The following is a 24,902-nucleotide window of genomic DNA, read 5'->3' as shown; positions in this document are numbered from 1 at the left end:
CGATCGGGAGGGGCGCAGATTGATTGGAGCGATGAGCGTTATTTTGGCACGGGGGCGCCGAAATGCCAAATCACCTCGGTACAAGCGCTCATTTCTTGATCCCGCCCGCGTCCACAGTGGTCATGGAACCGTAACCTTCCGCCCAGCGCCCCTGGAACTCGGCCTCCCCGACGAACTCCCCCGCGCCGATCCGCGCCGTCCAATCTTTCTGTGCTTTGTTCGCGGAATCGACGAAAGCCTTTACAAGATATTTCCCCGCTGGGAGCGAAGGCTTACCCTTCGCCCACAATTTTGCCCGATCGGAACCCGGCGCGGCGAGCAGCGTGACCGTGTGCTGCCAGCCGTTATCACCACACACGCGGTCCGAAGTCGCGATCGGATCTTTTTCCCAAGCGCCGCTCTTCGCGTCCCAGGCGTACACGTCCACCTGGAGCAACTTCCCGTTCCACGCGGCCGGCGTGTTGTTCAGCCGGAACCATGCTTCGGTGCCGAACTGTTTGGGTGCCTGGTCCTTCGGGGGCAGGTCGGCGGCTTTTGTGTACCGGCCCTTCTTGATAGAGGCCACGTCTTCGGCCCACGCGCGGATCGCCTTATAACCCTGGTCCCCGACCACGACTTTCACCCCACCGCCGTGTTTCACCTCGTTGAGCGGTTTGGTCAGCAGCAGGCTCTTTTCCGGCTTGTCGAGGTCGATCAATTTGCTCGCGAGGAGGTAGTCCATCGTGGCTTCGGGGCCGGCTTTTCGGAACCACGCGACGCGCGCGCCGTGCTCCTTTACGAGTTTGTCGTTCTGCGGCGTGCCCTCGGTGTGGCAGTTCATGCACCGGAACCGCAGCGACCAGATGTTCGTCTCGAACGATTCCAGCATTCGGTCCTTGCGGGCGTGCCGGACGACTTCGACCGGTTTCGTCGCGAGCGCGGGAGCTTTTTCGGGCTTGGGGGCGCCGCGCAGCGCGGGATCGGCGGCACACGCCTTGATCCACACCGCGAACGCCTCGTATTCGGCCCTCTGGCGCTTCGCGGAGATCAGCCCCGCGGCTTTCGGATCGTCCGCACCGCGATTAATGAGCGCGAGGATTTTTGAGTTCTCCGGTTTGTCGAGGTCGATCAATCCCTGTTCGCGCAGCGCGAGAAACGTGTCGTTCGCGGACGGCAGAATGTACTGCTTGATGTCCACGGTCGCGAGGTGGCACCGGGTGCAACTCGACGGGGCCGGCGACTGGAAGATGGGCGCGATGCGCTCCTCGAACACCTTCGCGGCACTTTCGCCTGCGAACGGAGCGGGGGAGGCACTCGTTGTCACCGTGGTGGGCGCGGGCGGGGCAGGGGACGTGCTTGCTGGCGCCGTGGTAGGTGCCGGCGTTGCGTTGCAGCCGGACAGGGCTGTGGTTACGGCGATAATTGCAAGGGCCGCGGAGGGCCAACTTCGAGACATCGGGCGCTCCTGCGCGGGGAGGGGCGTGGGGGGCGGAGTTGTCGCGAAAGTGAGCGAACGGCAATCGGAGGTCACGGCCCGTCTGGGGGTGCGACGTCGTTACTGAGGTTGAACACCGCCCGCAAGATTTCTTTCACCCGGAGTTCGTTGAAGAACTCACGGAGGCGGTCCTGGAGTTCCTGCTCGTCACGGACCGGGCTGGACCAGTAGTTCTTGTCGTGTTGCTTCGTGAGGTCGGTTTCAACGATCGTTGCCGGGTACGGCTGGGGTTGTGGTTGGTCGACCCGGATCAGAGGTTTCCGGTAGCGCAGGAGCGGGGCCGAGAGATAGAGCGTGTGCGCGAACTGCTTCCCATCAAGGGTCGAGGTCGTTTCGACTTCGCCGTGTACGAAATTGTGCGTGTGCGCGCCCAGCGCTTCACCTTGTTGGCGAAGGACGGCGATCGGGGTACTGCTCGGCATTGTGAAGATGTCGGCCGGCCACAAATCCGGCACGATCGTCGGCATGGCTTCTCCCTTCAGTCGGTCAGGCGCACCCGAATCGGGTAGTGATCGGACCCGATCCGGCGGTTCGGAACGAGGTCCGGGCCGGCCAGGGTCGTGCCCCCGACACTCGTCACGATACACACCGAATCGTCCCGGTAGTAGGGCCGGAGGCTCGGGCGAATGAGTACCTGGTCGAACAGGTGCCAGTAGTACCCGGTGTGAGCGCCTCCGGGCTCGCGGTAATAGGTACCCGCCGGGGTCGCGGTGGCGTCCCCGTAGAACTGCCACATCGGGTTGAAGAAAAACGGGTACCTACGGTGGGACGCCTGTCGTTCGCCGCGCCCGGCCACGGACCGGGACATGATTCCGTGTAGGCCGACCGATGACGCGACACCGTCCGAAAATGGGTGCGCGTTCAGGTCTCCGATAACGACGGTTCGGTCGTGGCCCGTAGCTTCTTCTGCGCTGCGGATCGCGTCGGCCAGTTTCTCAAGTTCTTTGTCGATGTGTGGCGCGTCCTTCTCGAGCAGGCTGACCATGTGAACCGCGGTGAGGAGCAGATCCGGCTGACCGCCACGAACCACTTTCAGAACCGAATAGTATTCGTGGCGATCAATTTCGCTCGTTCGGGAGACCGTGCGGCGGGTTAACACCTTCACCCGTGAAGTCGTGGGCACCAGATCGAAGTTGAGGCTCTGCCCGGACGGGTTGAGCGCTCGGAGGGTCGAACCGATTACTCCGTCCGAGCACTCGGCCAACACGATAACGTCCGCGTCCTCCTGGCGCTGCAGCGCGGTGACGAGGCGCACGATGCCGCTCCGGGGAGGTTGCCCACCGATGTTCCAGAACACGGCACAAAACATGGCGGGCGCTCAAATGCTAGTTCCAACTCACTTCGCGGTGTCGACCGCGCGGCTCTCGCGGATCACCGTGACCTTGATCTCCCCGGGGTAGTCGAGCTGCTGCTCGATGGAGCGGGCGATGTCGCGGCAGATGCGCACCGCGTCCGCGTCGGTGGTGCGGTGCGCGTTCGCGATCACGCGCAGCTCGCGCCCGGCCTGGATCGCGAACGCTTGGTCCACTTCCGGGAACCCGCACGCGACCGCTTCCAGGTCCGCGAGGCGCTTCACGTACTTTTCCAGGGTCTCGCGCCGCGCCCCGGGGCGGCTCGCGCTGATCGCGTCGGCCGACGCCACCAGCACCGTGTAGATGTTGTCGATCGTGATGTCGTCGTGGTGCCCGGCGATCGCGTGCAGCACTTCTTTGCTCGTCTCGCCGTACCGCTTCGCGAGTTCCGCCCCCACCTTCGGGTGCCCGCCCTCCATCTCGTGGTCCGCGGCCTTGCCCACGTCGTGGAGCAGCCCGCACCGGCGCGCGAGTTGCGCGTTCAGCCCGAGTTCGGACGCCATGATCCCGCACAGGTGCGCGACCTCGACCGAGTGGGCCAACACGTTCTGGCTGTAACTCGTGCGGAACCGGAGCCGCCCCAGGAGGTACACCAGCTTCTCGTGCGGCATCTGCACGTCCGCGTCCAGCACCGCCTTTGTGCCGAGTTCCTGGATGTGTTTTTCCATCTCGGCCTGCGTTTCGGCGACGACCTCCTCGATCCGCGTCGGGTGGATGCGCCCGTCCTGGATGAGCTTCGTGAGCGCGAGCCGGGCCGTTTCCCGGCGCACGTTATCGAACGCGGACACGATCACCACGCCGGGCGTGTCGTCCACGATCACGTCCACGCCGGTCAGCTTCTCGAACGTGCGGATGTTCCGCCCCTCGCGCCCGATGATGCGCCCCTTCATGTCGTCCGACGGGATGTCCACCGTGCTCACGGTCGTGCCGGCGGTCTGGTGCGCGGCGTAGCGCTGAATGGCGATGGTGACGATCTCGCGCGCCGCGGCCTCGGCCTGCTGCTTCATGCGCTCGTCGTGCTGGCGGATCTTCTTCGCGATCTCGTCGGACAGTTCGCGCTCCAGGCGCTCGAGGATCATCTTCTGTGCGGCCTCGCGCGACAGCCCGCTGAGTTCGTGGAGCTGTTGGGTCTGCTTGTCGATGAGTTCGTCGAGGTGCCGGGCCTTCGTACCGAGCGCCTCCTCGCGCTCGGCGAACTTCTCTTTCTGTCCGTCGAGGTGCTTCTCCTTGCGGGCGAGCTCGCGCTGGTGCTGCTCGACGGCGTCCTCGCGCTTCTCGACCCGGCGCTCCAGGTCGCGCACCTCGGTCCGGGCGACGTCGAGTTCGCGGCTCAGCTCCTCGCGGCGCCGGACGGCCTCGTCGCGGGCCTTCAGTTCGGCGTCGCGGACGATGCGCTCGGCGTCGCGCCGGGACTGTTCGACGAGTTCGTCGCCGCGCGCCTCGGCGCGGCGCATCACTTCGGGGTCGGGGGGCGCGGGCTCGCGGGGGACGACGGGCGGGGGCGACCGGCGCACGACGAGGTACGTGCCGCCGATGCCCGTGAGGACAGCGACGACGACGAGCCCGCCGACCAACAGCGGTTCCATGATGAGGGCCACTCCAAACCGGTGGCCCGTCGAAGCTCGGCAGCGGGGCCGGGACAAATGGCACACGCGGCGCCCGACCGGGCGGTCGGGCGTCACGAGTCACGAATCGAGTCCCGAACCCCACGTGATCGGACAGTCGCGGCGCGAGCACTCGCGGCCGCGTTCGTCGGTGTCAAGCCCCGCCTCTAGCGCGGGTCCGAGGTGCGACGGGCGAACCGGGGTCTTTATTTAGGTAAAACGGAGCGCGAGCCGTCCGTGGTAGACCGGCGGCGGTACATCCGCGACCGGGATAATCCCGCGCGATCGACCGTGACCGCGCGAGGCTTGACGGTATTATGGCGAGAGCAAAGTTGGTCTGCAACGGAAACGTGCCGTTCGTGTCCGATGTTCCGTTTTTCGTGTTCGGTCTGCGCCGGTGAAAGAAAAGAAGGCACAGGGCTTGCGCCCTGTGCCTTAAACGCCGGCGGCGGCAGATGGTTTTGGCCTTCGCCTCTCTGGGGCCGTCTTTCGTAGCCCTGGGCTTCTGATCGGGAGACTTGCGCCCCCCGTTCCCTTACCGGGAGCGATGGTTCGACTTCGCCCGTCGCCAGAGTCTTACCGTTGAGGGCAAAGAACAGGTGCTCGGCGCTGGTATTCGCCGGTCCAGGCGTTACCATAATCTGGGCGCCCGAACACGTGGTCCGGTCCTACTTCTTCTCCACTATGGCGGATTTGTACCCGGCCGGCGGTTTCGTATCGAAGAGCCCTTCCGTCTTCACATCCCACTCGAACTTCTCGAGCCGAACACCGGCGACGTCCTTGGCCGTCGGGTCCTGCCCGGCCTGGAGTGCGAATTCGACCCGCACGGGCCGTTTCGTCTCCGGGTGGACCCAGACCCGGTACTGCCAGGTCGCGTCCTTCGCTTCCGCGTCCTTGATTTCCAGATCGAACCGCGGGGCCTTCACTCCGTTGATTTCGTCGGTCCCGGCCGGCTTCTGGTCCCCGCCCGAGTACGCCGCCAGTCCGTGGACGAGTTTGAGTAGGGCGGCCTCCTGCGGACCGGGCTTTTCGTCCATCGGGAGGAACGTCTTGTCGCGGTGGTCGATGGCGACCCCCGCTTTCCCGTGCGGGAGGATGGCCGCGGCCTGCGATTTACCGCCGGCGGATACTTCGTTCCGCAGAGATCCGGGGGCGGCCCAGGTCAGCTTTATGGTTACGTTCTTCGCGACCGCGTCCGGCTTCCCGCCGTGGAGCGGAATGTACTCGCACGAGAACGCCTTTGCCTCCTTGAACGGCTTGAGGCCGTCGGCCAGGGCGACGGATGGCGCCCCTCCCCAGCCGAGGACCACGGCGACGACCACTGCGGCCGAAAGCGCTCCGGACGTAATCCAGGTACGCCGATCCATGAGAACCCTCCAAAGAAAAGTGGGGTGAACCGGCACCGGCTCTGCGGCCAGTGCCTCCAGTAATCGTGCCCGCCCGGTCGCGTGGCCGCGCTCGGGCACGGTGTGGGCCGCTTCTAGCCGGTCCACGGTGGACCGGATCTCGGCGAGCCGGGCCGCGCACGAGGGGCACCCGGCGACGTGCTCTCGGTCGGTGGCGGGCGCCCCGCCAACGGCGAGGGCCGCGAGTTCGGCATCGGTCGGGCACCTCATCGCGGAACCTCCCCGGCCGTGTGATCGGCCCCCATCCACCGGGCGAGAATACCGACCGCACGATTGATGAGCGCGTAGGTACCCGACCGGGACCGGCCGAGTAGCCGGGCCGTTTCGGTCCCGTCCCGGCCGCTCAGGAAGAAGAACTGGACGGCCCGCCGTTCTTCCTCGGGCAGCCGGCTCACCAGCGCGAGCACGTGGGCGCGCTCGTCCGCGTCGTCGATACTGTGTTCCGCGGGCGGGCGCCCGTCGGCGACGTCGCTCGAGAGGGGCTCTCGAACGGGGCGCCGGCGGGTTTCCTGGACCACGCGCCGGGCAATGCCGACCAGCCAGGGGGCGAACCGGTCGGCGTCCCGTAGTGCGGTGATGGACCGGTACGCCCGCAGGAACACGTCGTGGGTGACGTCCTCGGCGCGGTCCGGCCCGGCGTCGCCCGCGATCGCGCGGACCAACCGGGCGTACCGGTCGTACAGCCGGGCGAATGCGTCGCGGTCACCCGCCACGGTCCGGCGAACCAGCTCGGCATCGGTCGGTACGGGCTCGCTCATCTCACCTCACCAGTGCGTCGAGCCGGCCACTTGTCCAAAGAAAATGTTACATTGGCGGCCCGCGCCACTTCTCCGGTGGTCACCGAGTGAAGCATCGGAACCGACGGGGGAACGGCGGCGGCCGGCGGACGTGGCACGGGGCGAAAGGACGCGCCGGGCGCTTTTTCGCACGCGGTAGGAGTCCGGCGCGATTCTTCTGTACGCGCCCGCGGGGTTACGGGCAATCACTGGTAGAGACGCGAACCCGAGGAGCGATGGTGAACGCGACCCTGGCCAAGCTGAACCGGCTGACGAGTACCCCCGGCGCGTCTTCGGATGGCGCGCTGCTCACGGCGTTCCTCGCCGGCGACCAGGGCGCGTTCGCCGCGCTCGTTCACCGGCACGCGGGGCTCGTCTTCTCCACGTGCCGGCGCGTCCTGCGCCACCGGCAGGACGCGGAGGACGCGCTCCAGGCGACGTTCATCGTGCTCGCGCGCCGGGCGGGGGACGTGTGGCCGCGCGAGGCGGTCGCGGCGTGGTTGTTCGGGGTGGCGCACCGGGTTTCGCTCAAAGCGCGGGCGGTGCGGGGCCGGCGGGCCGCGCGCGAGCACGCGCTCGAAGACGTCGCGGCCCCCGAACCGGCGCGGCCCGACGCCGACCTCGCGGACGTGGTTCACCGCGTCGTGTGCCGGTTGCCCGAAATCTATCGTTCGGCGGTCGTGGCGTGCGACCTCCAGGGCCTGAGCCGGAAAGAAGCGGCCGAGCGCCTGGGGTGGAGCGAGGGCACGCTCTCCGGCCGGCTCGCCCGGGCACGCGAACTCCTCGCGACGCGGCTCCGGCGCGTCGGGCTCGCGCTCCCGGCGGGCGGGCTGGTCGCGGCGTGTGCGGCCACCGAGGGGGCCTCGGCCGCGGCGATTCAATCAACAATCGATCTCGCGATCGGAACCGGCGCGGGCGTTTCGGCTCCCGTGGCGGCTCTAACCGAAGGGGTGGTGTCCAGTATGGCGCTCTTCAAGCTCAAGGCGATGACGGCGGTCGTGTTCGCGGCCTGCGCGCTCGGTTTTGGCGCGTTCGCGGCCTCCGGTTCGGGCAGCGGCGACGGTGCCGGCACGCAACCGGGCCAGAAACCGGGCGCTCCGGCGACCACCGTAAGCGGGGTGGCGGGCGAGCCGCCCGCGACGGGAGCCGGTCAACGCGGCCCGCGGTTGAGCCTCGCGCAAGAAGAACTGCGGGTTCTGGCCGAGGAACTGAAGGCCGCGGCCGGCAAGCGGAACGTGGACCCCGACGTACTGGCCCGGTTGCAGGCGCGGATCAAAGAGGTCGGTCGGCTACTCGACCCGGGCGAGGCGCCGGCGCCCGCGGACCCGCCCGCGAAGCCCGGGGCCGACCTCGACCCGCTCCAGGGATCGTGGCGCGTCACGAGCGTGACGGACGGGAACAAGAAATTGAATATCGAGCCGGGCGACCCGTGGGTGATCGAGATCAGCGGGAGCACGATGAAGATGCCGTACCGGGATGCGACCGGGGCGTGGAAGCAGCGCCGGTACGGGATCTCGGTCGAGTTCGCCCGTCAGAAGCCCGACGCCGTCGCGCACCGCAACACCATCGATCTGATCACCCCGCACGAACCGACGGGCCGCGGGATCTACGAGGTCACCGCGCCGCTGAACGCCTGCATGCAGTGCCACAAGACGAACAACAACTTGCGCACCCTGGTCACCGGGCGGTTCCCGAACGAGAACGGGGTGTGCGAACCGGCACTCAAGAACAAGACCGTGATGCACGCGGCCGGTTTGCGACTGGCGCTCACGGTCGAAGGCAAGCGCCCCACGAAGTTCGGTGGCGAAGGGGTGATCGTGTTCGAGATGGTTCGCGCCGGCCCGAAGCCCACGGCGGCCGACGACGAGCGGACGCGCGAACTCCGGGCACAACTGGACGCACTGGCGAAGAAAACGGGCGACGAGCGGGTGAGCGACCTCGCGCTCGCGCAGCTCTTCGCGCTTGTCGAGAACGCTCAACTCGATTCGCAACACGCCAAGCTCGAACTCGCGGAGGCGACCGCGCAGCTCCAGATCACGAAAAAGGCCGCCGAACTCGCCGAAGCGCGGTGGGCCGGGGCGAACCAGCGGTGGCAACTGGCCGTCCGCGAGTACGAGGACGCGAAGGCACGGGCGGCGAAGGGCACGAAGGCGCCCGTCGGCGCCCCGGGCGGGGCCGAGCCGACCGGCGCGGTGTTCACGGTCCACATCCGCACGCTCACCGCGTCGGAGAAGGTCATCAAGGTGAAGGCGACCGGCAACGAATGCGTCCTCGACGGGTTGCTCCACGCGATCGACGACATCCCGATCATGACGGGCACCGTGAACGTGTGGCTGGTCCGCGGCAAGGAGGTCATGCCCGTCGAACTCCCCGCGATCAAAAACGGCGTGACGTACACCAACTATCAGCTCAAGCCCGGTGACCAGCTCTTCGTGCAGGTGAAGGCCGAGAAGTGATCGGCCACTAACGAAACTCGGAGTGTGAACCTCAAGTGATGATTTGGTTTGGCCGCTCACTTGAGGCTCGTTTTTACAGTCGGCGCTGATTCGGAGACGACCCGCACAGCCACCGCCTGTGTTATCCACAACGTTTCTTCACTTCTTCTTCACTTGCTGTCGTAATTGCCTGTCGGGTAAGGGTTTGTCGTTTCGCAATCTTCTCCGATTGTGGAATGTCACGGAAGAGTATGTGAAGGCCCCCTCATTCACTTCGGCGCGGGTAGATTGGGTGTGTTGGGATCGTGTGTGCCATTGCCCTGGTGCCCGTTTTTCCCGCCTTCGCTCCCTGTTCCCGCCCCTCGCCCCGCCTGCCCTTATCCTTCTGAGGCCGAATCGGATGACGCGACACAACGCGCCACGTGGGTTTACGTTGATCGAGCTGCTGGTGGTGATCGCCATCATCGCCATTTTGATCGGGCTGCTGCTGCCCGCCGTTCAGAAGGTGCGCGAGGCCGCGGCGCGCATGAGCTGCTCCAACAACATGAAGCAAATCGGGCTCGCCTTCCACAACTACCACGGCGCCCAGAACCGGTTCCCGAACGCCGGGTCCGACGGCCCGAACGGTGGAACCGCGCCGAGCACTGCGCCGTGTTGCAACGCGGGCTCGTACCGCCCGGGGTGGACGTGGCTCTACCACATCACCCCGTACATCGAGCAAGACAACGTTTACAACAACCCGACCGACACGGTCGTTGCGATGACCGCGATCAAGACGTACTACTGCCCGTCCCGTCGCCCCCCGACCGTGTACTCGAACGGCGCCCGGGCGGACTACGCCGGGAACGGCGGGCGGGACATGGACGGTGAGGGGCGCGAGGGGATGCTCGTTCGGCAGTGGAAGTTCAAACCCACCTTTACCGCCAAGCCCGTGAACGCCCCCATCGAGCAGACGCGGACCCTCACCGACGTGAGCGACGGCCTCTCGAACACCGTTCTGGCCGGCGACAAGCAGTGCCACCCCACCGTGTTGGGCAGTTCCGGCGGGGACAACGAGGTGTGGAACAACTCCGGCTGGGACCAGGACCACGTGCGGTTCGGTGAGGCCGTTCCCGACTCCGACGCCAACCACCCGGACTCGCGGTCGGCCTCATTCTGGTCGGTGCGGTTCGGCAGCTCGCACCCGGGCGGCTTCAACGCGGTGATGGGCGACGGCTCGGTCCGCTTCATGCGGTACGGGATCGACGCCGCGAACTGGATGCGCCTGTGCCTCATCAGCGACGGCGAAGTGATTTCCGCCGACTACTAGCCCCCGCCCGCCAATGGTCCCCCGCCGGCACTGGGCCGGCGGCACGTTTCAAAAATAGCCTCCGAGGTTCAATATGACCGTTCACGCGAGCCCGCGGCGCGGGTTCACGCTGATTGAATTGTTGGTCGTCATCGCCATCATCGCGATCCTGATCGGGCTCCTGCTCCCCGCGGTGCAGAAGGTGCGCGAGTCCGCGGCGCGCATGAAGTGCCAGAACAACTTGAAGCAGGTCGGGCTGGGGATGAACAACTTCCACTCCGCCTACGGGTGCTTCGCGCCGGGCGGGTTGTCGGGGGCGACCGACAACGTTTCGCTCTCGGCCGCGCGCCGGGCCGGGGTCACCACGTCGGGCGTGATCCACAGTTGGTCCCCGTTCCTGTTGCCGTACATCGAACAGGACAACGTGTACAAGCAGTACTCGTTTACGGTGAACTGGAACAACGCGGCGAACCAAGCCGCGATCGCTAACGTGATCCCCGCGTTCCAGTGCCCCTCGACCCCGGGCGCCGGCACGCGCGTGTGTACCGGGGGCGGGGTGAACAACCCGCCGAGCGACTACGCGCCGAACAATGCGTACTCGGCGCCCCTCGCGACCACCGCCGGCCTCTGCGACGTGGTCGCCGACTACACCGGCATCCTCCAAGTGAACCGGTCGTGGACCATTCCCGAGATCGTCGACGGCACCTCGAACACCCTGATGCTGTCCGAGTGCGCCGGGCGCCCGGACCGGTGGGTCAAGGGGAAGATGGTGACCGCGGGCGGCGGGCAGGACGGCGGGTGGGCGAACCGGGACAACGAGTACATCGTTCACGGGGCGCTGGCGTCGGACGGGGTCACGGCCCCGGGGCCGTGCCACACCAATTGCAACAACGGCAACGAGGTGTACAGCTTCCACATGGGCGGGGCCAACCACGTGTTCGCGGACGGGTCCGTTCACTTCATCAGCGCGAACATGGACATCCGCCAGTTCGTGAAGTTCATCACCCGTCGGGCGGGCGACATCACCCCGTCGGACTACTAACCGGAGGGCCGTACATGCGACGTTTAGTAGCCCTCGTATCGCTGTCGGCCGCACTCGCGAGCGGGTGCGCCGGGGAGAGCACCAATGACGGGCCGGTGACGGCCCATCCCGTCACGGGGCGGGTGATCTACGACGGAAAGCCGGCCGCGGGGGTGAGCGTGATCCTCCTTCCGAGCGACGCGCCGATGGTCCCTAGAATCCCCCACAACCCGAACGGGGTCACGAAGGACGACGGTACTTTCACCATCACGACCTTCAGCGAGGGCGATGGTGCGGCCGAGGGTGGGTACCAAGTGTTACTCACGTGGCCGTATGACCCGGCCGAACTCGCCGCCAAGGGCGAAACTTCGGACGAGGCGAAGGACATGGATCGGCTCATGGGATGGTACGACGCTGCCCACACGCCGGTCAGTGTCCGCGTGAAGCCGGGAGCGAACGAAATCCCGACCATTAACATCCCCAAAATCACGCGCCCGGCGGGTGCGGTGCAGGGGATACCGGGGCGGAACTGATAGCCCTGTGATACTTCAATGCAACTCGCACACGGGACCGGTTCTTCCGGTCCCGTGTGTTTTTTTCGTGTCATTTGTGTGTGCGATTAAATGTTGTGAGGGAATTGTGAGCGCGGCGCGCGCGTCCCGTGAGCAGATGTTGAGAGTTGTGCGAATATTGGGGCGCGCCACTGGAGGAACGCGCCGGGGATCGCCAATGTTAACCCACGTTGGCGGTGTTCATTCTTCCTCGCCCGCTTTCGGAGTCTCTCGATGGATCACAGATCCCGGAACCGTTCTCGATCGGCATTCACATTGATCGAACTGCTCGTTGTGATCGCGATCATCGCCATCCTCATCGGGCTCCTCCTGCCCGCGGTGCAAAAGGTCCGCGAGGCCGCGGCCCGGATGCAGTGCTCCAACAACATGAAGCAGATCGGGCTCGCGTTCCACAACTTCGAGAGCGCCAACAGCCACTTCCCGCAAGGCCCCTACGACGGCGACCCCCGGTTGCCGGGCATGGTCTACAACGAGCCGGCCGGCGCCTACGAGAGCGGCACCACGTGCTGCAACGCCGCCCACCCGGACGGCTGGAGCCACTGGTTCAAGATCCTGCCGTACATCGAGCAGGACAACGTGTACAAGCTCGCCAAGTTCGACCTCCCGCCGATCCACAGCGGGCGCCCGGCGAACTACAACGGCGAAGACGACGTCGCCCGCGCGCTCATCAAGACCTACTACTGCCCGTCCCGCCGCGCCCCGACCGGTTACGGGGCCGCTCTCCTGGGCCGGTGCGATTACGCCGGGAGCGCCGGGTTCTACCAGGGCGAGATGCACGAGAACCAGGGGGACATCCCCGACCCGCCGATCGGCATGACCCCGCGGCGCAACGAGCGCACCCCCGAAAACTTCGGGGACTACCCCGGGCGCAAGGGCATGATCGTGTGGTCCGGGCAGGGGGCCAAGCGCCGGATCGCCGACGCGACCGACGGCCTGTCGAACAGCCTGATCGCCGCGGAGAAGGCGCTGCCCCCGAGCCGCCAGGGGGCCGACGGCGGGGACAACGAGCGCTGGAACAACGCCGGTTGGGACGAGTGCGTCATCCGCTACCATTTCCCGCCGAAGCACGACACCGACCCGACCAACATCAAACTGAACCCGGACGGCACGAACACGTGGCGCCGGTACTTCGGCTCGGCCCACACCGGTGGCCTGAACGCGGTGATGGGCGACGGCTCGGTCCGCTTCGTGCGGTTCAACGTCGACCCGATCTCCTGGATGCGGGTGTGCGTGATCGACGACGGCCAGGTCATTGATGGGAGCCAGTTCTAAACCCACTAACCGCGAGGGATACCGTGCGGAACTACTTTCTGATCGCGCTCGTGGTGGCCGTCGTGGGCCTCGGTGGGTGCGGGGCGAAGACGACGATCAACACGACCCCGCTCTCCGACGAGCAGAAGAAGCAGGTGGCCGAGGACGACAAGCGGATCGCCGACGAAGAGAGCAACGGCACCGCGGGCAAGGTGCCGCCCAAGAAGGCCGGCAAGAGATAAGCCATCCCATCTGTACGACGACGGACGGAGCCCTGGGGCTCCGTCCGTCTCCACTTACCGATCCCATTTATCCGAGGTGTTTTTCATGCGCGCCTTCGCTTCTATTCCCCTGCTGCTCGCGACCGCACTCGTTGCCGGGTGCGGCGGGTGCTCCGGTCAACCGGCCCCAGGCGCCGGGGCCGTGGCCGTTGAACCGAGCGCGGCCCCCTCCGGGCCGATGTTCGATACGCTCGAGTACGCGAACTGGAAGCGGTTCCCGGTGGGAACCACGGTCAAGCGGAAGCTGGTCACCTCCACGGAACGGTCCACGAACAAGGTCACGAGCGTGAACACCTACACGCTCCGCACGCTCGGCAGCGACGGCATCGAGGTGACGCGCCAGAACACGACGGACCGCGGGGACGGCACCCCGCCGACTGTGAACTCCGGCGAGACCAACCGCTTCGCGCGCCAGTTCGCGATCCCGAACGGGATGACCGCGGACGATTTCAACAAGCCCTCGCGCAAGGCCAAGGTGGCCGGCGAGGAGGACGTGACCGTGCTGGGGAAGAAGTACAAAACGACGATCTACTCGTGGAGCGACTCGACCGAGGCCGGGCCGCTCGAAGTGAAGCTCTGGCTGAGCGAGGAGATGCCCGGACGGATCGTCAAGCAGGTCATGAAGCAGTCCACGCTGGCGAATACCACGAGCGAGGAAGTGGTCGAGGTCACCATCCCGAAGAGCTGACGTGTGAATGGCGCCCGCTGTTTGCTGTGCCCTTCACACGTCAGTTTCAGCCCTTAATCACACCAAGCGGCCGCATCCGTGCGACGCGGCGCGACAAATCGGCCTCGTGGACGACGTCCACCACGTCGTCCACGTTCTTGTACGCCTTCGGCTGCTCCTCCGCGAGCCCGTTGCGACTGCTCGCCATCGCGATCACGCCCTTGTGTTCGAGCTCGCGGTCGATCCTGCGCCCGGCGCCGTCTTTCAGCGCCGCGGTGCGGCTCATCGCGCGCCCGGCGCCGTGGCAGGTGGTGCCGAAGGTCTTCTCCATCGCGCCCGGCGCGCCGACCAGCACCCACGACGCGCGGCCCATGTCGCCCGGGATAATCACCGGCTGCCCGACCGCGCGGTACTTCTCGGGCACCTCCGGGTGCCCGGCCGGGAACGCCCGCGTCGCGCCCTTGCGGTGGACCCAGACCTTCTTTTTCTTCCCGTCCACCGTGTGCTCTTCGAGTTTCGCGATGTTATGCGCGACGTCGTAGAGCTGCTCCATGCCGAGGTCTTCCCACGACCGGCCGAAGACGCCCGCGAACACCTCGCGCGCCTGCTGCATGAGGAGCTGCCGGTTGCAGAACCCGTAGTTCGCGGCGGCCCGCATCGCGGCGATGTACTTGCGGCCCTCGGGCGAATCGACCGGGGCGCACGCGAGCTGTCGGTCCGGCAGCTCGAAGCCGTACTTCGTCGGGCAGTTGCGGAACGCGGCGAGCGAGTCGTCGCACACTTGGTAGCCCAACCCGCGGCTCCCCGAGTGAATCATCACGCAGATTTGGTTCAGCTCCAGTCCGAAGACCTTCGCGACGTCGGCGTCGAAGACGCTGTCGACGACCTGCACTTCGAGGAAGTGGTTCCCGCTGCCGAGCGTGCCGCACTGTTCCGCGCCGCGCTTCACCGCGTGGTCGGAGACTTGGTGCGGGTCCGCGTCATCAATGCGGCCGTTCGCCTCGGTGTGATCGAGGTCGCGCGCCACGCCCAGTCCGCGGTCGATCACGAAGCGCGGGCCTTCGCCCATCAGCCGGCGCGTCTCGGTGGCGTCGAACTTGTAGCGCCCGGTGCGCCCGGCCCCGCTCGGAACGGTGTAGAACAGCGCCTTCACCAGTTCCTTCATGTGGTGCTTGACGTCATCGAGATAGAGGTTGGTCTTGATGAACCGGACGCCGCAGTTGATGTCGTACCCGACGCCCCCGGGCGAAATGACGCCGCCTTCTTCCGGGTCGGTCGCGCAGACGCCCCCAATGCAGAACCCGTAGCCCCAGTGGATGTCCGGCATCGCGATGCTCGCGACCTGGATGCCCGGGAGCATCGCCACGTTCGCGACCTGGTCCGGCGCCTGGTCCTTGCGGATGGCTTCCAGGAGCTTGTCGTTCGCGTAGATGTGCCCGTCCACGCGCATCCCCGCCTTGTAGCTCTTCGGGATGCGGTGGCAGCAACAGCCGATACGTTCCAACGGGCCGGTAAATTCGCTCTTCATGATTTTTCGGCGAACGGCCGGCGTGAGCCGGCTGGTGATAGCAACGCGCGGTGACGGCATGAGAGATTCGCGGCGCGAACGCGAGTCTCACACCAGCCGGCTCACGCCGGCCGTTCGCCTAAATATCGACAATGACTTCCGCGAGCCACGCACCATCAACTTCGACCACCTTCAACTCGTGATAAGTGATCGCCTTCACTTCGTGCGCGAACGTGTGGCGCTCGGTGTCGAATGGCTCGCCACGCACGGTTGCAGTTAGGCCCGCTGCGCTGAGACGCACATCGAACGATGCGAACAGCATTCGGTCGGTCTCGAACCGGAGCAGGAGTTCTTTGAGCCAGTCAAAGAGCAGAAATTCGCGATCGGTACCCGCGATTTCAATCTGCAACTCCTGCGCCGGTCGCACCCGCGTCGGGTCTTCGATCATCGCGGAAACGAGGCACGCGGCCATCTCCGCGAACAGCGCGTCGGGGGTCGGTGCGGTCGCCCGCAGTCCGAGATCGGCAGTGTGTTCAAATAGCTCGTGCATCGGCGGTTGACGGACACGCGGGGAAGGGCGGGGGTTCGGAACCTACGAATTCTCGGTCGGCTCGCGGGCGATGTCGAGTTGCGTAGCCGGGCCGTCCGGGGACGGTTGAATCGTCACGCGCAGGCGGAATCGGCGCTCGTGAACGCGGATCACGAACTCGCCCGTTAAGAGTTCCATTCCGAAGGGTTGGGCGAAAACGCGGTCGGGGTCGATCTGGCCCATGATCGCGAGACGGGTCGTGACCCCGCGGAGCACGCGGAGCGGCACCTGCTCCTCTTCGACCCACTCGCCGTCGATCCGGTAGCGAACGCCGAGGAAGTGAATGTCCGGGTAAAGAAGAATTCGGTCCGCTCGCGCACCGATCGCTTCGGCCGCGAGCAGGTTTACGAACCGAACGACGGGGTCACTAACCGACTCGTATTCGGCCGCCACATCGTGCCGGCGAATCATCGGTGGGTCGGTGAACCCGGTGATGAGCGGGGCCGAATCGAAGTTCTCGTACTCGTGGTCCCCGAACGCGCGGTTGATCGCGGCCAGCACGTCGCTCTCGTCTGCAGCAACTTGAATAATGTCGCGGTTCAGTATGAAACTGAGCTTCTGTACGGTGTCGTAGTTGTGTGGGTGGGGTGTTGCGACGAGAAGTGTCTGCTGTTGCTCGTCGAGCGGCAGAACCAAGTTCTCGCGTGCCACGGATTCCGGCATCAGTTCAAACGCGGGCGGTGGAACCTCGAAGTTCGCGAGGCGCACGGTGATGTTCGACGCGGGGAGCAGTTGAAGCAGCGATTTGGGGTAGCCGACGAAGAGGCTCGCTGCGATTGTGAGCTGCGCGCGAATTTTCGGAGCGTATTCGTCGGCTTGCCGGAGCAGTTCGAGGCGCTCGTCACTGTCGGTGCCGTAGCGCTCGGCCTCGTTGCGCAGGCGAATGAAGTACGCCCACGCTGCGTTGTGCGGGACGCCGGTTTCTTCGAGCCAGTCCGCGAACACGAGCCGCGTGGTCGCGCTCGTGGGCCGGGTCAGGTACTCGCGAACGAACGCATCGGCGTCGGGGTGCTTCTGCATGACGTGCCCCCTCAATCGTCTCGTCCCTTCGTCCCATCAGAGCCGAAAGCGAACGGCTTGGCAAGTTCCTCGGGGAACTTGTTGCGATTGAGGTTGCTCGGGCGAAAAAGGGTAACTCACCACCGAATGACGGCGGTACCCCAGGCGAGGCCGGCGCCGAAGCCGCTCAGCACGACGAGGTCGCCGGTTTTCAGACGCCCTTCTGCGGCGGCTTCGTCGAGGGCGATGGGAATGCTACCGGCCGACGTGTTCCCGTAGCGCTCGAGGTTGTTGTAGACCTTCGCGCGGGGGATGTTGAGTGAGTCGATGGCCGCGTTGATGATGCGGATGTTCGCCTGATGCACTACGAACAGCCCGATGTCCTCGACCGTGAGCTTCGCCGCGGTGAGCACTTCGCGGATCGTGTCGCAGAGGATGTTCACGGCCCACTTGAACACCGCGTAGCCGTCCATGTACATGAAGTGCTTGCCCTCGGCGAGCAGCTCCGGCGTGATCGGGGTGCGGCTGCCACACGCCTCGCGCTTCAGGAGCGGCCCGCCCGAGCCCTCGGACCCCATGCTGTAAGCCAGAACCCCGTACTCCGGTCCGGCGGGCTCGACGAACACGGCGCCGGCCCCGTCGCCGAACAGTGGGTACGTCTTAATGTCGGTCGGGTTCAGCACGCGGCTGTTCGTGTCTCCCCCGATTACCAGAGCGCGGTCGCTCAGACCCGCTTTCACATACGCCGCGGCGGTCATGAGCGCGTACATGAACCCGGCGCACGCGGCTTCCACTTCGATCGCGGGGCCGACCAGTCCGAGGCGGTCTTGTACGAGGCACGCGGTTGAGGGGAACGACATGTCCGGGGTGAACGTGCCGAGCACCAGCAGGTCGCACTCTTTGGCCGTGCGCCCGGTCTTGGCGAACAGGTCGGTCGCGGCCTCCACGCACAAATCGGAGGTGGCCTGGTTCGGCGCCGCGTGCCGGCGCTCGAGGATGCCGGTGCGCTTCACGATCCAATCGGAATCGAACCCGAGGCGGGCGTGGAGGTGATCGTTACCGACGACCATGTCCGGGACGTACTTGCCCGTGCCGACGACGCGGACGCCCATCAGTGACCGGCACTTCGGTCGCGTTATAGCTCGCTCGCTGCTCATCGGTTCGGAATCCGCGCGGAGGCCAGGGCCGTGGTGCCCACAAGCCGTAAGTAGGGATTATAGGAACCGCCCGGCTCCACGGTCCCAGAGTTCCCGAGTGTTTCGCGGCGAGTCAATCGGAGAGTTGTGGGGAGCAGTGGCAAGCGGAGCGGGAGCAAGGAATATAAGGACCGCGTGCTCGGTAACTTGCGTGAGAAGAACGAACATTCTTCCCACAAGTTACCGAGCCACGGGGCGCGTTCAACGTGCCACGGGTACCGGGAGTTACCGCTCCGCGCCGCACGAGAGGAACCGCAACAGGCCGGTAATGGCGCTGGCCGATGCGTCAATGCGGAGGTTGCCATCGGTCGGCGACAGGTGGAACGCCCCCATCAGCATCTTCGCGCGGAAATTGTCCTCGAAGTGCCGCGTGTTCGTTTCGAGGAACTGGAGCCCGTAGAGGAACTGCACCGCGAACGTGAGGGCGGGGCGGTACTTCTCCTCGTGCGTCAGGTCGCCCGTTACGCGGGTGAGGTGGTACGCGCACGCCAGACTCTGGATGTAGCGCCCGGTGTCGGTCGCAGAGGGCGGGGCGTCTGTGGTGCGGCCATCCGCCACGGTACGGAACCCGCCGGCCCACTGCGGCGTGCGCTGGTCGTTACCCGTAATTTGCAGCGCACAGAGCCAGTCGTTCATCTCGAACACCGCGGTCGCGGCCTCGTTCGACTTCGTTTGAAGGTAGAGTTCGGTCGCGGCCGGAGTTACCGTTGCGACTAGGGCGGGGTGCGGCTTCGCCCGGAACGCGGTGTGGTAATACGCGACGCCCTTTTTCACCGCGTCCTTCTTCCAATCTGCCGGGCGCACGCGGTTGCTAGCCGCGAGAGCGTGTAAGGCGAGGCCCGGGTACTCGTTGAAGCCGGCCGGATCAAACTTCGTGGGGTCGTCCGCGGGGTTGTCTGCGTAATGAACCGAGCCGTCCGCGCGGAGCTGCGTGCGGAGGAACGCGCACAGGCGCTCGGCGTCGTCGAGGAGCTTGTCGCTCGGGTTCGGGAGTTCAACGATTGCGAGCGCGACGAGGGCGGCGAACCCGACGCGGTTGCACACGAACGACATCTGCACCGGGGCGCGGCTATTCGGGTCGTTCGCATCGACCTTCGTGGACGCGAGCAGCGCGAGGACCGCCTGGCTCGCGATGGCCGCGTGCTTCTGGTCGCCGCTGAATTTGGCGGCCTGAGCCATCGCGAGCGCGGCCTGGGCCTGTCGTAGATCGTGGTCGCCGCTCATGGGTTGGCGGAGCGCCGGCAAGTAACCCTGGAGGAACCGGCCGTGTGGTTGGCCCATCTTGGCCAGCCATTCCGCCGCCATCAACGATCCGCGCACCGCGAACTGCGTGTTTTGGGGGAACGTCTCAATGTGCGTGAATTTGCTGAGCGGCGCTTCTGCGGCTGCAACGGGGGCCGAAACGCTCGGGGTGCCCATCGGGGCACTTGGCGCACCCGGCACACCCGGGAACGGCTTTGGGGGCGCGGGCGGCACCGGGTCGCCTTGAGCGCCGGGAGGAACGACCGATGGGGGAAAGCCCGGGGGCGCGACCGAAGGTGCGGGTGGCGTTAGGGGTGGCGCGACAGGGGGCTGCGCGGTAACCACGACCACGACGAGCAGAACGAGAATCCCGGACGCGAAAAGTACCCGCCGCATGTTGTGCCCTCCGTGGCTGCGAAGCGATCGGAGCGGCACTGTAAACGAACTCGCCGCCGGCACGCAATGCGAACGTGACGGCGGCGCAGTTGGTGGACGCTGTTGGCTCGCGATTAGCTCGCGGCCGGTGCTTCGGGCGCGGTCTCGCCGGCCTTCAGGATGTGCGTGATCTTCACGCGCACGTGCGGCTGCGTGTGGCCCTTGAGCCGCCGCGACGCCTTGCGCCGGCGGAACTTCTGGGTGATCGTCTTGACCCGCGGGAAGTCCACAACTTCGGCCAGAACGCGCGCGCCTTCAACGAGCGGGCGCCCGATCAGCGTGTCGGTCCCGCTCGAAAGCAGCAGCACCTTGTTCAGTTCGAGGCGCTGACCGAGTTCGATGTCGCGGTGGTCGATCACGACCGTGGCCCCGGCTTCGACGCGGTACTGCCGCGACCCGTCTTCAAAAATCGCGTACATTTGCTCAACCTAAAGCGGAATACGGAACGCACAAGCGAAGAATTTTATGATAGGGGGCCGTGGCCCGCGCGACCACACAGTCTTTAGCGAAACTCGCCTCGACACGGGCGTTCCGCTTGTTATACCCCGGCAGATTCCGGCGACTTCGGGGGAAGCCGCGCGCGAATCGCCCTGGGGGAAGCAGTTATGGGGCGGTCCTGCGTTTTCGCGTTATTGGCGGTTGCCGCCGCAACGAGTGGGTGCGCATCGCACGCCAAGTTCATCGAAAAGAAGGCCGATTCGGGTATCGTTGCGGTGCCGGACGAGACCGACGCCTGGCCGAACAACAATCGCCGCGCGGCACTCGATCTGATCCAGAAACACGTCGGGCCGAACTTCGAGATCCTCGACGAGCGCACGGTTTCAACGGGGCGCACGGCTCGTAACTCGCTACCCGATACCAACGAAGCGCTGAACCCGCGGAACCAAGCGTACCCGGCCAAGCGACCGATTAGCGCGACTGCCACGCAGCAAGAAGGCACCGAGTACCGGATCACGTACCGCAAGCTCGGGTCCGACCCGAACCCGGGCGCGCCCGGCACCACGGTCCAGACGCAATACCCGTCGGCGGGCGTGCAACAGGCGGGCGGAACCGGGGCCGGCGGGCCGCTCTCGGTATTCAACCGGAACCCGGTCCAACCCGCGGGCGGGGCTGACTGCGATCACTGACGCTTCAAGTAACGGGCGCGGTCGCGCTCTACGTTACCAGCATGAATGTCGATCCCGAATTCCGTTGCGATCCCGTGACCGGGCGGTGGGTCGTTATCGCCCCGGAACGTGCCCGGCGCCCGATCGCGTTGAGCGGGCACGCGCCGCGCCACCGCACGAACGGTGAGAGCCGGCCGTGCCCGTTTTGCCCCGGTCAGGAGAGCGAGACGCCGAACGAGGTCTACGCCCTCCGCGGGGCCGGAACGGAACCGAACGGCCCGGGCTGGCAGCTCCGCATCGTGCCGAACATGTACCCGGCCGTGAGACCGACAGAAGAACCTAACCCCCTAACCCCCTTCCCTAAGAAGGAAGGGGGAACAGAACCGTCTTCGGTGTTAAGCCCCTCCTCTAAGAAGGGAGGGGCTAAAACCGGTACTGATAGCGCGATACCTGATGTGATTGGTTCTGCTCCCCCTTCCTTCTTAGGGAAGGGGGCTGGGGGGGTAGGTCTCTTCGCCTCTGTTCCCGCGACGGGTGTCGCAGAAGTCCTGATCGAGTGCGCGGAACACGTCGACGACCCCACGCAGCTTACCGACGACCAGTTCGCCGAGGTGTTCCGGGCGTACCGCGTGCGGATGCGTGCTCTCGCGGCCGATCCGCGCCTGGCACACGTTGCGGTGTTCAAAAATGTTGGGGCAGAAGCGGGCGCGTCGCTCGCACACACGCACTCGCAGATCATTGCCACGCCCATCGTCCCGGAACTGGCGCGCGCGGAACTGGTCGGCGCGGAGGTCTACCACACGCGCACGGGGCGGTGCGCGTTCTGCGACATCGTTGAGCAGGAACTGGCCGACGGCTCGCGCTTGGTGGCGCGCTCTGCGAATTTCGCCGTGGTGACCACGTTCGCACCGCGGTTCGCTTACGAAATGTGGGTTATACCGGTCTCGCACCGGCCGCGGTACGAGTCGCTCACCGACGCCGAATCGACGGAACTCGCCGCGCTCCTGAAGCGCGTTCTGCGTGCCCTCGACGCGGTGCTGAACGCGCCCGCTTACAACTGGTTCCTTCACACGACGCCGCTGCACGCGGGCGCACCGGAGCACTACCACTGGCACCTCGAAGTGCTCCCGCGCACGGCGCGCCCGGCCGGTCTGGAGTGGGGGTTCGGGTGCCACATCACGACCATCGCCCCGGAACAGGCGGCGAGCGAGTTGCGCACCGTGTTGCCGGACGTTGCGTGACCGGTAGGCTGAAAGCGAGTAGCGCTTGTTTGGGGTGCAAGAGGTCGTGGGTTCGAGTTGGCACTACACCCAACGCCTTTGCGGGCGGGATTCGGCTGGAACACGTTATGCGCATCGGCATTTTTGGCGGCACGTTTGACCCGATTCACATGGGGCACCTGATCCTTGCCGAACAGTGCCGTTCGCAAGCGAGATTGGACGAAGTGTGGTTCGTGCCGAGTTACCAGCCACCCCACAAGTCCGAGAAGGGCGTGACGCGGTTCGAGTCGCGGTGCGACATGATCGAACTCGCCATCGCCGGGCACTCCGCGTTCCAGGTGAACCGCATCGAAAAGGAGCTGCCGGAGCCGAGCTTCACGGCTCGCACTTTGGGCGAGTTGCACGCGCGGCACCCCGGGAACGAGTTCTTCCTGCTGATGGGTTCGGACTGCGTGCCGGACCTGCCGGGGTGGTACGAACCGCGCCTCGTGATCGAACGTGCCGGTTTGGTGGTGGTGCCGCGCCCGGGTGTTATGCTCTGGACCGCGGACCGGCTCGCGAAGGCGCTGGGCACGATCGAGGAAACGGTGCGATTACAGTTCGTCGCGTGCCCGATGATCGAGATCGCGAGTCGGGAACTCCGGCGCGCGATCGCGGACGGGATGAGTATCCGGTACATGGTCCCGCGGGCGGTGGAGGAGTACGTGCGCGAGCGCAAGCTCTACACCACGGGGTGACGCGATGAACGAACTGGAGTGGCTGGCGTGTGAGATCCCCGAGATGCTGGTGCGTGAGTACCGCGTCGCGCCCACTGAGCGGAAGCACCAACTCCTGGACGTCGCATGTTGTCGGCGTCTCAGTCATCGGTTGGCCGAATGGCCCATTGCGGTTCGGATACTCGACGTCGCGGAGCGGTTCGCAGAAGGGGCGGTATCCGCGGAAGAGGTGTGGGCCGAGTACCTGACGTTCTCGCCCTATCACCGCCACATGGGAAGGCTTCCAGGCCACGCGAACCCATTGGACCCACTGAGGTACCTCTTCATCACCTCACGCGCGGGCGGCAGGTTTTCCAGAATCCCCAAAAGTGTGCGGCGAGTGGTTCGGAAGAAAGAGCGGCGCGAGGAGTTCCGGGCGCAGTCAGCTCTCTTGCGTGATATCTTCGGTTGCCCGTTTCGGTCGGTCGTGTTCGCGGCCGAATGGCGCACGGGCACGGTAGTATTGCTGAGCCGCGGAATGTACGAATCGCGTGACTTTACCACGATGCCGATCCTCGCGGACGCACTTCAAGATGCGGGTTGTGATAACGAAGACGTGCTAAACCACTGCCGAAGTACCAGTCAGGTCCACGTGCGCGGGTGCTGGGTCGTGGACCTGGTACTAGAGAAGCAATAGCCCAGCGTTGGCAGAGCCGAACATTTCCAGCGATCACGAGTCGCTCACAGTATCGTGAACCGGCTATCCCTTTTCGCGCGGGAACTTGGACAGAATCGATTCCACGATCAGGATGAGTTGCACGCGACGCTCGACGAAAAAGTCTGCTTCCACCAGCTTGTCGAGCAGTTCCATGAGGACGCCCGTGCCCACGCGATCGGCGAACGCCTTCAATCGCGGCGCTTCGGTTGGGTCGAGGTCGGGCACTGTTGCGCCGAGCGATAGTTTCAGTGCGTGCTGAACGGCTTCGATCAGGAACTGGAGCACGAGCGACGCGCGCATTCGTTGGGCCGCGGTTTCCTTCCCGGCGTCCTCGTTGAACTTGCTCCACGTCTCCGCGAGCGGCTGAAATTGCGGGCGCGGGGACGTTAATCCTTCGATCAACTTCTGTCGCACCTGCCAGATCGAGTCGTCGTCGAGGGCGAGCGCGCGGGACACGCTCCCGTTCCCGAGCCGCGCGAGGCGGTCGCGCTTGGCGGGGTCTTCGACGCCCCGATCTTCGAGGACCGCTTTCAGATCGGTCGCGTTGAGCGGCGCGAACCGCACCACTTGGCACCGCGACAGGATCGTGGGGAGTTGCCGGTCGGTCGTGGTCGCGATGAGTAACAGGAGCGCGCCGGGCGGCGGTTCTTCGAGCGTCTTGAGGAACGAATTGGCCGATGATGCGTTGAAGTCGTCCGCGTCTTCAACGATGCCGATCTTGCGTGGGCCGCGCGTGGGCTTGAGCGCCACGTGCGAACAGAATTCCCGCATGTCATCGACCGGCAGCTCGTGCTTGTCTTCCGGCGTGCGGAGGAAGAGCAGGTCCGGGTGCGTGCCCGCTTCGACCTGCGCGCACGCGGGGCACCGGTCGCACGCGGTCAGGTCCGCGGGCGGTTTCTCGCACAGAAACGCCTTCGCGAGTTCGCGCGCGAACAGGCGCTTACCGATCCCGTCCGGCCCGACCAGCAGGTACGAGTGCGCGAGCCGCCCGGCCTCGTGCGCGGCGAAGAACGTGTTCCGAGCGCTGCCTTGCCCGCGAATGCGGTCCCACGACATGCGAGCTTCCTT

24 protein-coding genes are annotated in these 24,902 nt (G+C 65.8%); 11 read left to right on the top strand and 13 right to left on the bottom strand.

Going from position 1 to position 24,902, the window contains the following annotated elements; translation table 11 throughout:
* Nucleotides 1-88: 88 nt before the first annotated feature.
* The 6 genes from J8F10_RS16205 to J8F10_RS16180 form a co-directional block, all read right to left on the bottom strand.
* Nucleotides 89-1,303, bottom strand: coding sequence for a hypothetical protein (locus J8F10_RS16205; RefSeq protein ID WP_210655297.1), 1,215 nt, complete (start codon nt 1,301-1,303; stop codon nt 89-91).
* Between the two features lie 203 nt (nt 1,304-1,506).
* The gene (locus tag J8F10_RS16200; RefSeq protein ID WP_210655295.1) at nt 1,507-1,941 is read right to left on the bottom strand and encodes a hypothetical protein; all 435 of its coding nucleotides are present in this window, start codon (nt 1,939-1,941) and stop codon (nt 1,507-1,509) included.
* A gap of 11 nt (nt 1,942-1,952) precedes the next feature.
* Entirely contained in the window at nt 1,953-2,783 is an 831-nt protein-coding gene (locus tag J8F10_RS16195; RefSeq protein ID WP_210655293.1) for an endonuclease/exonuclease/phosphatase family protein, read from the bottom strand.
* Between the two features lie 27 nt (nt 2,784-2,810).
* Nucleotides 2,811-4,412, bottom strand: coding sequence for a ribonuclease Y (gene rny, locus J8F10_RS16190; RefSeq protein WP_210655291.1), 1,602 nt, complete (start codon nt 4,410-4,412; stop codon nt 2,811-2,813).
* 686 nt (nt 4,413-5,098) lie between these two features.
* Nucleotides 5,099-6,046: a hypothetical protein gene (locus tag J8F10_RS16185; protein WP_210655289.1), complete on the bottom strand. Its 948-nt coding sequence runs from the start codon at nt 6,044-6,046 to the stop codon at nt 5,099-5,101.
* The gene (locus J8F10_RS16180; RefSeq protein WP_210655286.1) at nt 6,043-6,594 is read right to left on the bottom strand and encodes an RNA polymerase sigma factor; all 552 of its coding nucleotides are present in this window, start codon (nt 6,592-6,594) and stop codon (nt 6,043-6,045) included. Before J8F10_RS16180 ends, J8F10_RS16185 begins: the two co-directional genes overlap by 4 nt.
* Nucleotides 6,595-6,848: 254 nt before the next feature.
* On the opposite strand from J8F10_RS16180, the gene J8F10_RS16175 reads away from it, so the two are divergent.
* The 7 genes from J8F10_RS16175 to J8F10_RS16145 all read left to right on the top strand — a co-directional run bounded on the left by J8F10_RS16175 (nt 6,849) and on the right by J8F10_RS16145 (nt 14,148).
* A complete protein-coding gene (locus J8F10_RS16175) occupies nt 6,849-9,068 on the top strand; it encodes a sigma-70 family RNA polymerase sigma factor (RefSeq protein WP_210655284.1) in 2,220 nt (739 codons plus the stop codon).
* Nucleotides 9,069-9,447: 379 nt separating this feature from the next.
* Entirely contained in the window at nt 9,448-10,356 is a 909-nt protein-coding gene (locus J8F10_RS16170; protein ID WP_210655282.1) for a DUF1559 domain-containing protein, read from the top strand.
* 73 nt (nt 10,357-10,429) lie between these two features.
* Nucleotides 10,430-11,377 carry a DUF1559 domain-containing protein gene (locus J8F10_RS16165; protein ID WP_210655279.1) on the top strand — a complete coding sequence of 316 codons (948 nt, stop codon included), beginning with the start codon at nt 10,430-10,432 and terminating at the stop codon, nt 11,375-11,377.
* Between the two features lie 14 nt (nt 11,378-11,391).
* Nucleotides 11,392-11,889, top strand: a complete 498-nt coding sequence (locus J8F10_RS16160; protein WP_210655277.1) for a hypothetical protein — start codon at nt 11,392-11,394, stop codon at nt 11,887-11,889.
* Nucleotides 11,890-12,141: 252 nt separating this feature from the next.
* Nucleotides 12,142-13,200, top strand: coding sequence for a DUF1559 domain-containing protein (locus J8F10_RS16155; protein WP_210655275.1), 1,059 nt, complete (start codon nt 12,142-12,144; stop codon nt 13,198-13,200).
* Nucleotides 13,201-13,223: 23 nt separating this feature from the next.
* Nucleotides 13,224-13,421: a hypothetical protein gene (locus J8F10_RS16150; RefSeq protein WP_210655273.1), complete on the top strand. Its 198-nt coding sequence runs from the start codon at nt 13,224-13,226 to the stop codon at nt 13,419-13,421.
* A gap of 85 nt (nt 13,422-13,506) precedes the next feature.
* Complete coding sequence (locus tag J8F10_RS16145; RefSeq protein WP_210655271.1) at nt 13,507-14,148, top strand: hypothetical protein; 642 nt, start codon at nt 13,507-13,509, stop codon at nt 14,146-14,148.
* Between the two features lie 46 nt (nt 14,149-14,194).
* On the opposite strand, the gene J8F10_RS16140 is transcribed toward J8F10_RS16145, so the two are convergent.
* The 6 genes from J8F10_RS16140 to rplU form a co-directional block, all read right to left on the bottom strand.
* Nucleotides 14,195-15,655: an RtcB family protein gene (locus J8F10_RS16140; RefSeq protein ID WP_390891142.1), complete on the bottom strand. Its 1,461-nt coding sequence runs from the start codon at nt 15,653-15,655 to the stop codon at nt 14,195-14,197.
* A gap of 118 nt (nt 15,656-15,773) precedes the next feature.
* Entirely contained in the window at nt 15,774-16,184 is a 411-nt protein-coding gene (locus tag J8F10_RS16135; protein WP_210655268.1) for an archease, read from the bottom strand.
* 42 nt (nt 16,185-16,226) lie between these two features.
* Complete coding sequence (locus tag J8F10_RS16130; RefSeq protein WP_210655266.1) at nt 16,227-17,243, bottom strand: GspE/PulE/PilB domain-containing protein; 1,017 nt, start codon at nt 17,241-17,243, stop codon at nt 16,227-16,229.
* Nucleotides 17,244-17,359: 116 nt separating this feature from the next.
* Nucleotides 17,360-18,379: a 3-oxoacyl-ACP synthase III family protein gene (locus tag J8F10_RS16125; protein ID WP_246523394.1), complete on the bottom strand. Its 1,020-nt coding sequence runs from the start codon at nt 18,377-18,379 to the stop codon at nt 17,360-17,362.
* A 264-nt stretch (nt 18,380-18,643) separates the two neighbouring features.
* Entirely contained in the window at nt 18,644-20,056 is a 1,413-nt protein-coding gene (locus J8F10_RS16120) for a hypothetical protein (RefSeq protein WP_210655264.1), read from the bottom strand.
* A 113-nt stretch (nt 20,057-20,169) separates the two neighbouring features.
* Nucleotides 20,170-20,514, bottom strand: a complete 345-nt coding sequence (rplU, locus tag J8F10_RS16115) for a 50S ribosomal protein L21 (RefSeq protein ID WP_210655262.1) — start codon at nt 20,512-20,514, stop codon at nt 20,170-20,172.
* 186 nt (nt 20,515-20,700) lie between these two features.
* On the opposite strand from rplU, the gene J8F10_RS16110 reads away from it, so the two are divergent.
* The 4 genes from J8F10_RS16110 (at nt 20,701) to J8F10_RS38970 (ending at nt 23,813) form a co-directional block, all read left to right on the top strand.
* Nucleotides 20,701-21,222 (top strand): hypothetical protein, encoded by a 522-nt coding sequence (locus tag J8F10_RS16110; protein WP_210655259.1) that lies wholly within the window; start codon nt 20,701-20,703, stop codon nt 21,220-21,222.
* Nucleotides 21,223-21,263: 41 nt separating this feature from the next.
* Complete coding sequence (locus J8F10_RS16105) at nt 21,264-22,442, top strand: galactose-1-phosphate uridylyltransferase (RefSeq protein ID WP_210655257.1); 1,179 nt, start codon at nt 21,264-21,266, stop codon at nt 22,440-22,442.
* 107 nt (nt 22,443-22,549) lie between these two features.
* Nucleotides 22,550-23,158, top strand: coding sequence for a nicotinate-nucleotide adenylyltransferase (gene nadD, locus J8F10_RS16100; RefSeq protein ID WP_210655255.1), 609 nt, complete (start codon nt 22,550-22,552; stop codon nt 23,156-23,158).
* A 4-nt stretch (nt 23,159-23,162) separates the two neighbouring features.
* Nucleotides 23,163-23,813: a hypothetical protein gene (locus J8F10_RS38970; RefSeq protein ID WP_246523392.1), complete on the top strand. Its 651-nt coding sequence runs from the start codon at nt 23,163-23,165 to the stop codon at nt 23,811-23,813.
* A 63-nt stretch (nt 23,814-23,876) separates the two neighbouring features.
* On the opposite strand, the gene holB is transcribed toward J8F10_RS38970, so the two are convergent.
* Entirely contained in the window at nt 23,877-24,890 is a 1,014-nt protein-coding gene (holB, locus tag J8F10_RS16090; RefSeq protein ID WP_210655253.1) for a DNA polymerase III subunit delta', read from the bottom strand.
* Nucleotides 24,891-24,902 lie beyond the last annotated feature (12 nt).

Source organism: Gemmata palustris (genome assembly GCF_017939745.1).
Taxonomy (GTDB): Bacteria; Planctomycetota; Planctomycetia; order Gemmatales; family Gemmataceae; genus Gemmata; species Gemmata palustris.
This window is presented reverse-complemented; position numbering and strand designations above follow the sequence as displayed.

What these genes read in the sequence shown, in the direction of transcription:
- J8F10_RS16200 (WP_210655295.1), bottom strand. Translation starts at nt 1,941, where the DNA reads ATGCCGACGATCGTGCCGGATTTGTGGCCGGCCGACATCTTCACAATG.
- J8F10_RS16195 (WP_210655293.1), bottom strand. Translation starts at nt 2,783, where the DNA reads ATGTTTTGTGCCGTGTTCTGGAACATCGGTGGGCAACCTCCCCGGAGC.
- rny (WP_210655291.1), bottom strand. Translation starts at nt 4,412, where the DNA reads ATGGAACCGCTGTTGGTCGGCGGGCTCGTCGTCGTCGCTGTCCTCACG.
- J8F10_RS16185 (WP_210655289.1), bottom strand. Translation starts at nt 6,046, where the DNA reads ATGAGGTGCCCGACCGATGCCGAACTCGCGGCCCTCGCCGTTGGCGGG.
- J8F10_RS16180 (WP_210655286.1), bottom strand. Translation starts at nt 6,594, where the DNA reads ATGAGCGAGCCCGTACCGACCGATGCCGAGCTGGTTCGCCGGACCGTG.
- J8F10_RS16175 (WP_210655284.1), top strand. Translation starts at nt 6,849, where the DNA reads ATGGTGAACGCGACCCTGGCCAAGCTGAACCGGCTGACGAGTACCCCC.
- J8F10_RS16170 (WP_210655282.1), top strand. Translation starts at nt 9,448, where the DNA reads ATGACGCGACACAACGCGCCACGTGGGTTTACGTTGATCGAGCTGCTG.
- J8F10_RS16165 (WP_210655279.1), top strand. Translation starts at nt 10,430, where the DNA reads ATGACCGTTCACGCGAGCCCGCGGCGCGGGTTCACGCTGATTGAATTG.
- J8F10_RS16160 (WP_210655277.1), top strand. Translation starts at nt 11,392, where the DNA reads ATGCGACGTTTAGTAGCCCTCGTATCGCTGTCGGCCGCACTCGCGAGC.
- J8F10_RS16155 (WP_210655275.1), top strand. Translation starts at nt 12,142, where the DNA reads ATGGATCACAGATCCCGGAACCGTTCTCGATCGGCATTCACATTGATC.
- J8F10_RS16145 (WP_210655271.1), top strand. Translation starts at nt 13,507, where the DNA reads ATGCGCGCCTTCGCTTCTATTCCCCTGCTGCTCGCGACCGCACTCGTT.
- J8F10_RS16140 (WP_390891142.1), bottom strand. Translation starts at nt 15,655, where the DNA reads ATGAAGAGCGAATTTACCGGCCCGTTGGAACGTATCGGCTGTTGCTGC.
- J8F10_RS16135 (WP_210655268.1), bottom strand. Translation starts at nt 16,184, where the DNA reads ATGCACGAGCTATTTGAACACACTGCCGATCTCGGACTGCGGGCGACC.
- J8F10_RS16130 (WP_210655266.1), bottom strand. Translation starts at nt 17,243, where the DNA reads ATGCAGAAGCACCCCGACGCCGATGCGTTCGTTCGCGAGTACCTGACC.
- J8F10_RS16125 (WP_246523394.1), bottom strand. Translation starts at nt 18,379, where the DNA reads ATGAGCAGCGAGCGAGCTATAACGCGACCGAAGTGCCGGTCACTGATG.
- J8F10_RS16120 (WP_210655264.1), bottom strand. Translation starts at nt 20,056, where the DNA reads ATGCGGCGGGTACTTTTCGCGTCCGGGATTCTCGTTCTGCTCGTCGTG.
- rplU (WP_210655262.1), bottom strand. Translation starts at nt 20,514, where the DNA reads ATGTACGCGATTTTTGAAGACGGGTCGCGGCAGTACCGCGTCGAAGCC.
- J8F10_RS16110 (WP_210655259.1), top strand. Translation starts at nt 20,701, where the DNA reads ATGGGGCGGTCCTGCGTTTTCGCGTTATTGGCGGTTGCCGCCGCAACG.
- J8F10_RS16105 (WP_210655257.1), top strand. Translation starts at nt 21,264, where the DNA reads ATGAATGTCGATCCCGAATTCCGTTGCGATCCCGTGACCGGGCGGTGG.
- nadD (WP_210655255.1), top strand. Translation starts at nt 22,550, where the DNA reads ATGCGCATCGGCATTTTTGGCGGCACGTTTGACCCGATTCACATGGGG.
- J8F10_RS38970 (WP_246523392.1), top strand. Translation starts at nt 23,163, where the DNA reads ATGAACGAACTGGAGTGGCTGGCGTGTGAGATCCCCGAGATGCTGGTG.
- holB (WP_210655253.1), bottom strand. Translation starts at nt 24,890, where the DNA reads ATGTCGTGGGACCGCATTCGCGGGCAAGGCAGCGCTCGGAACACGTTC.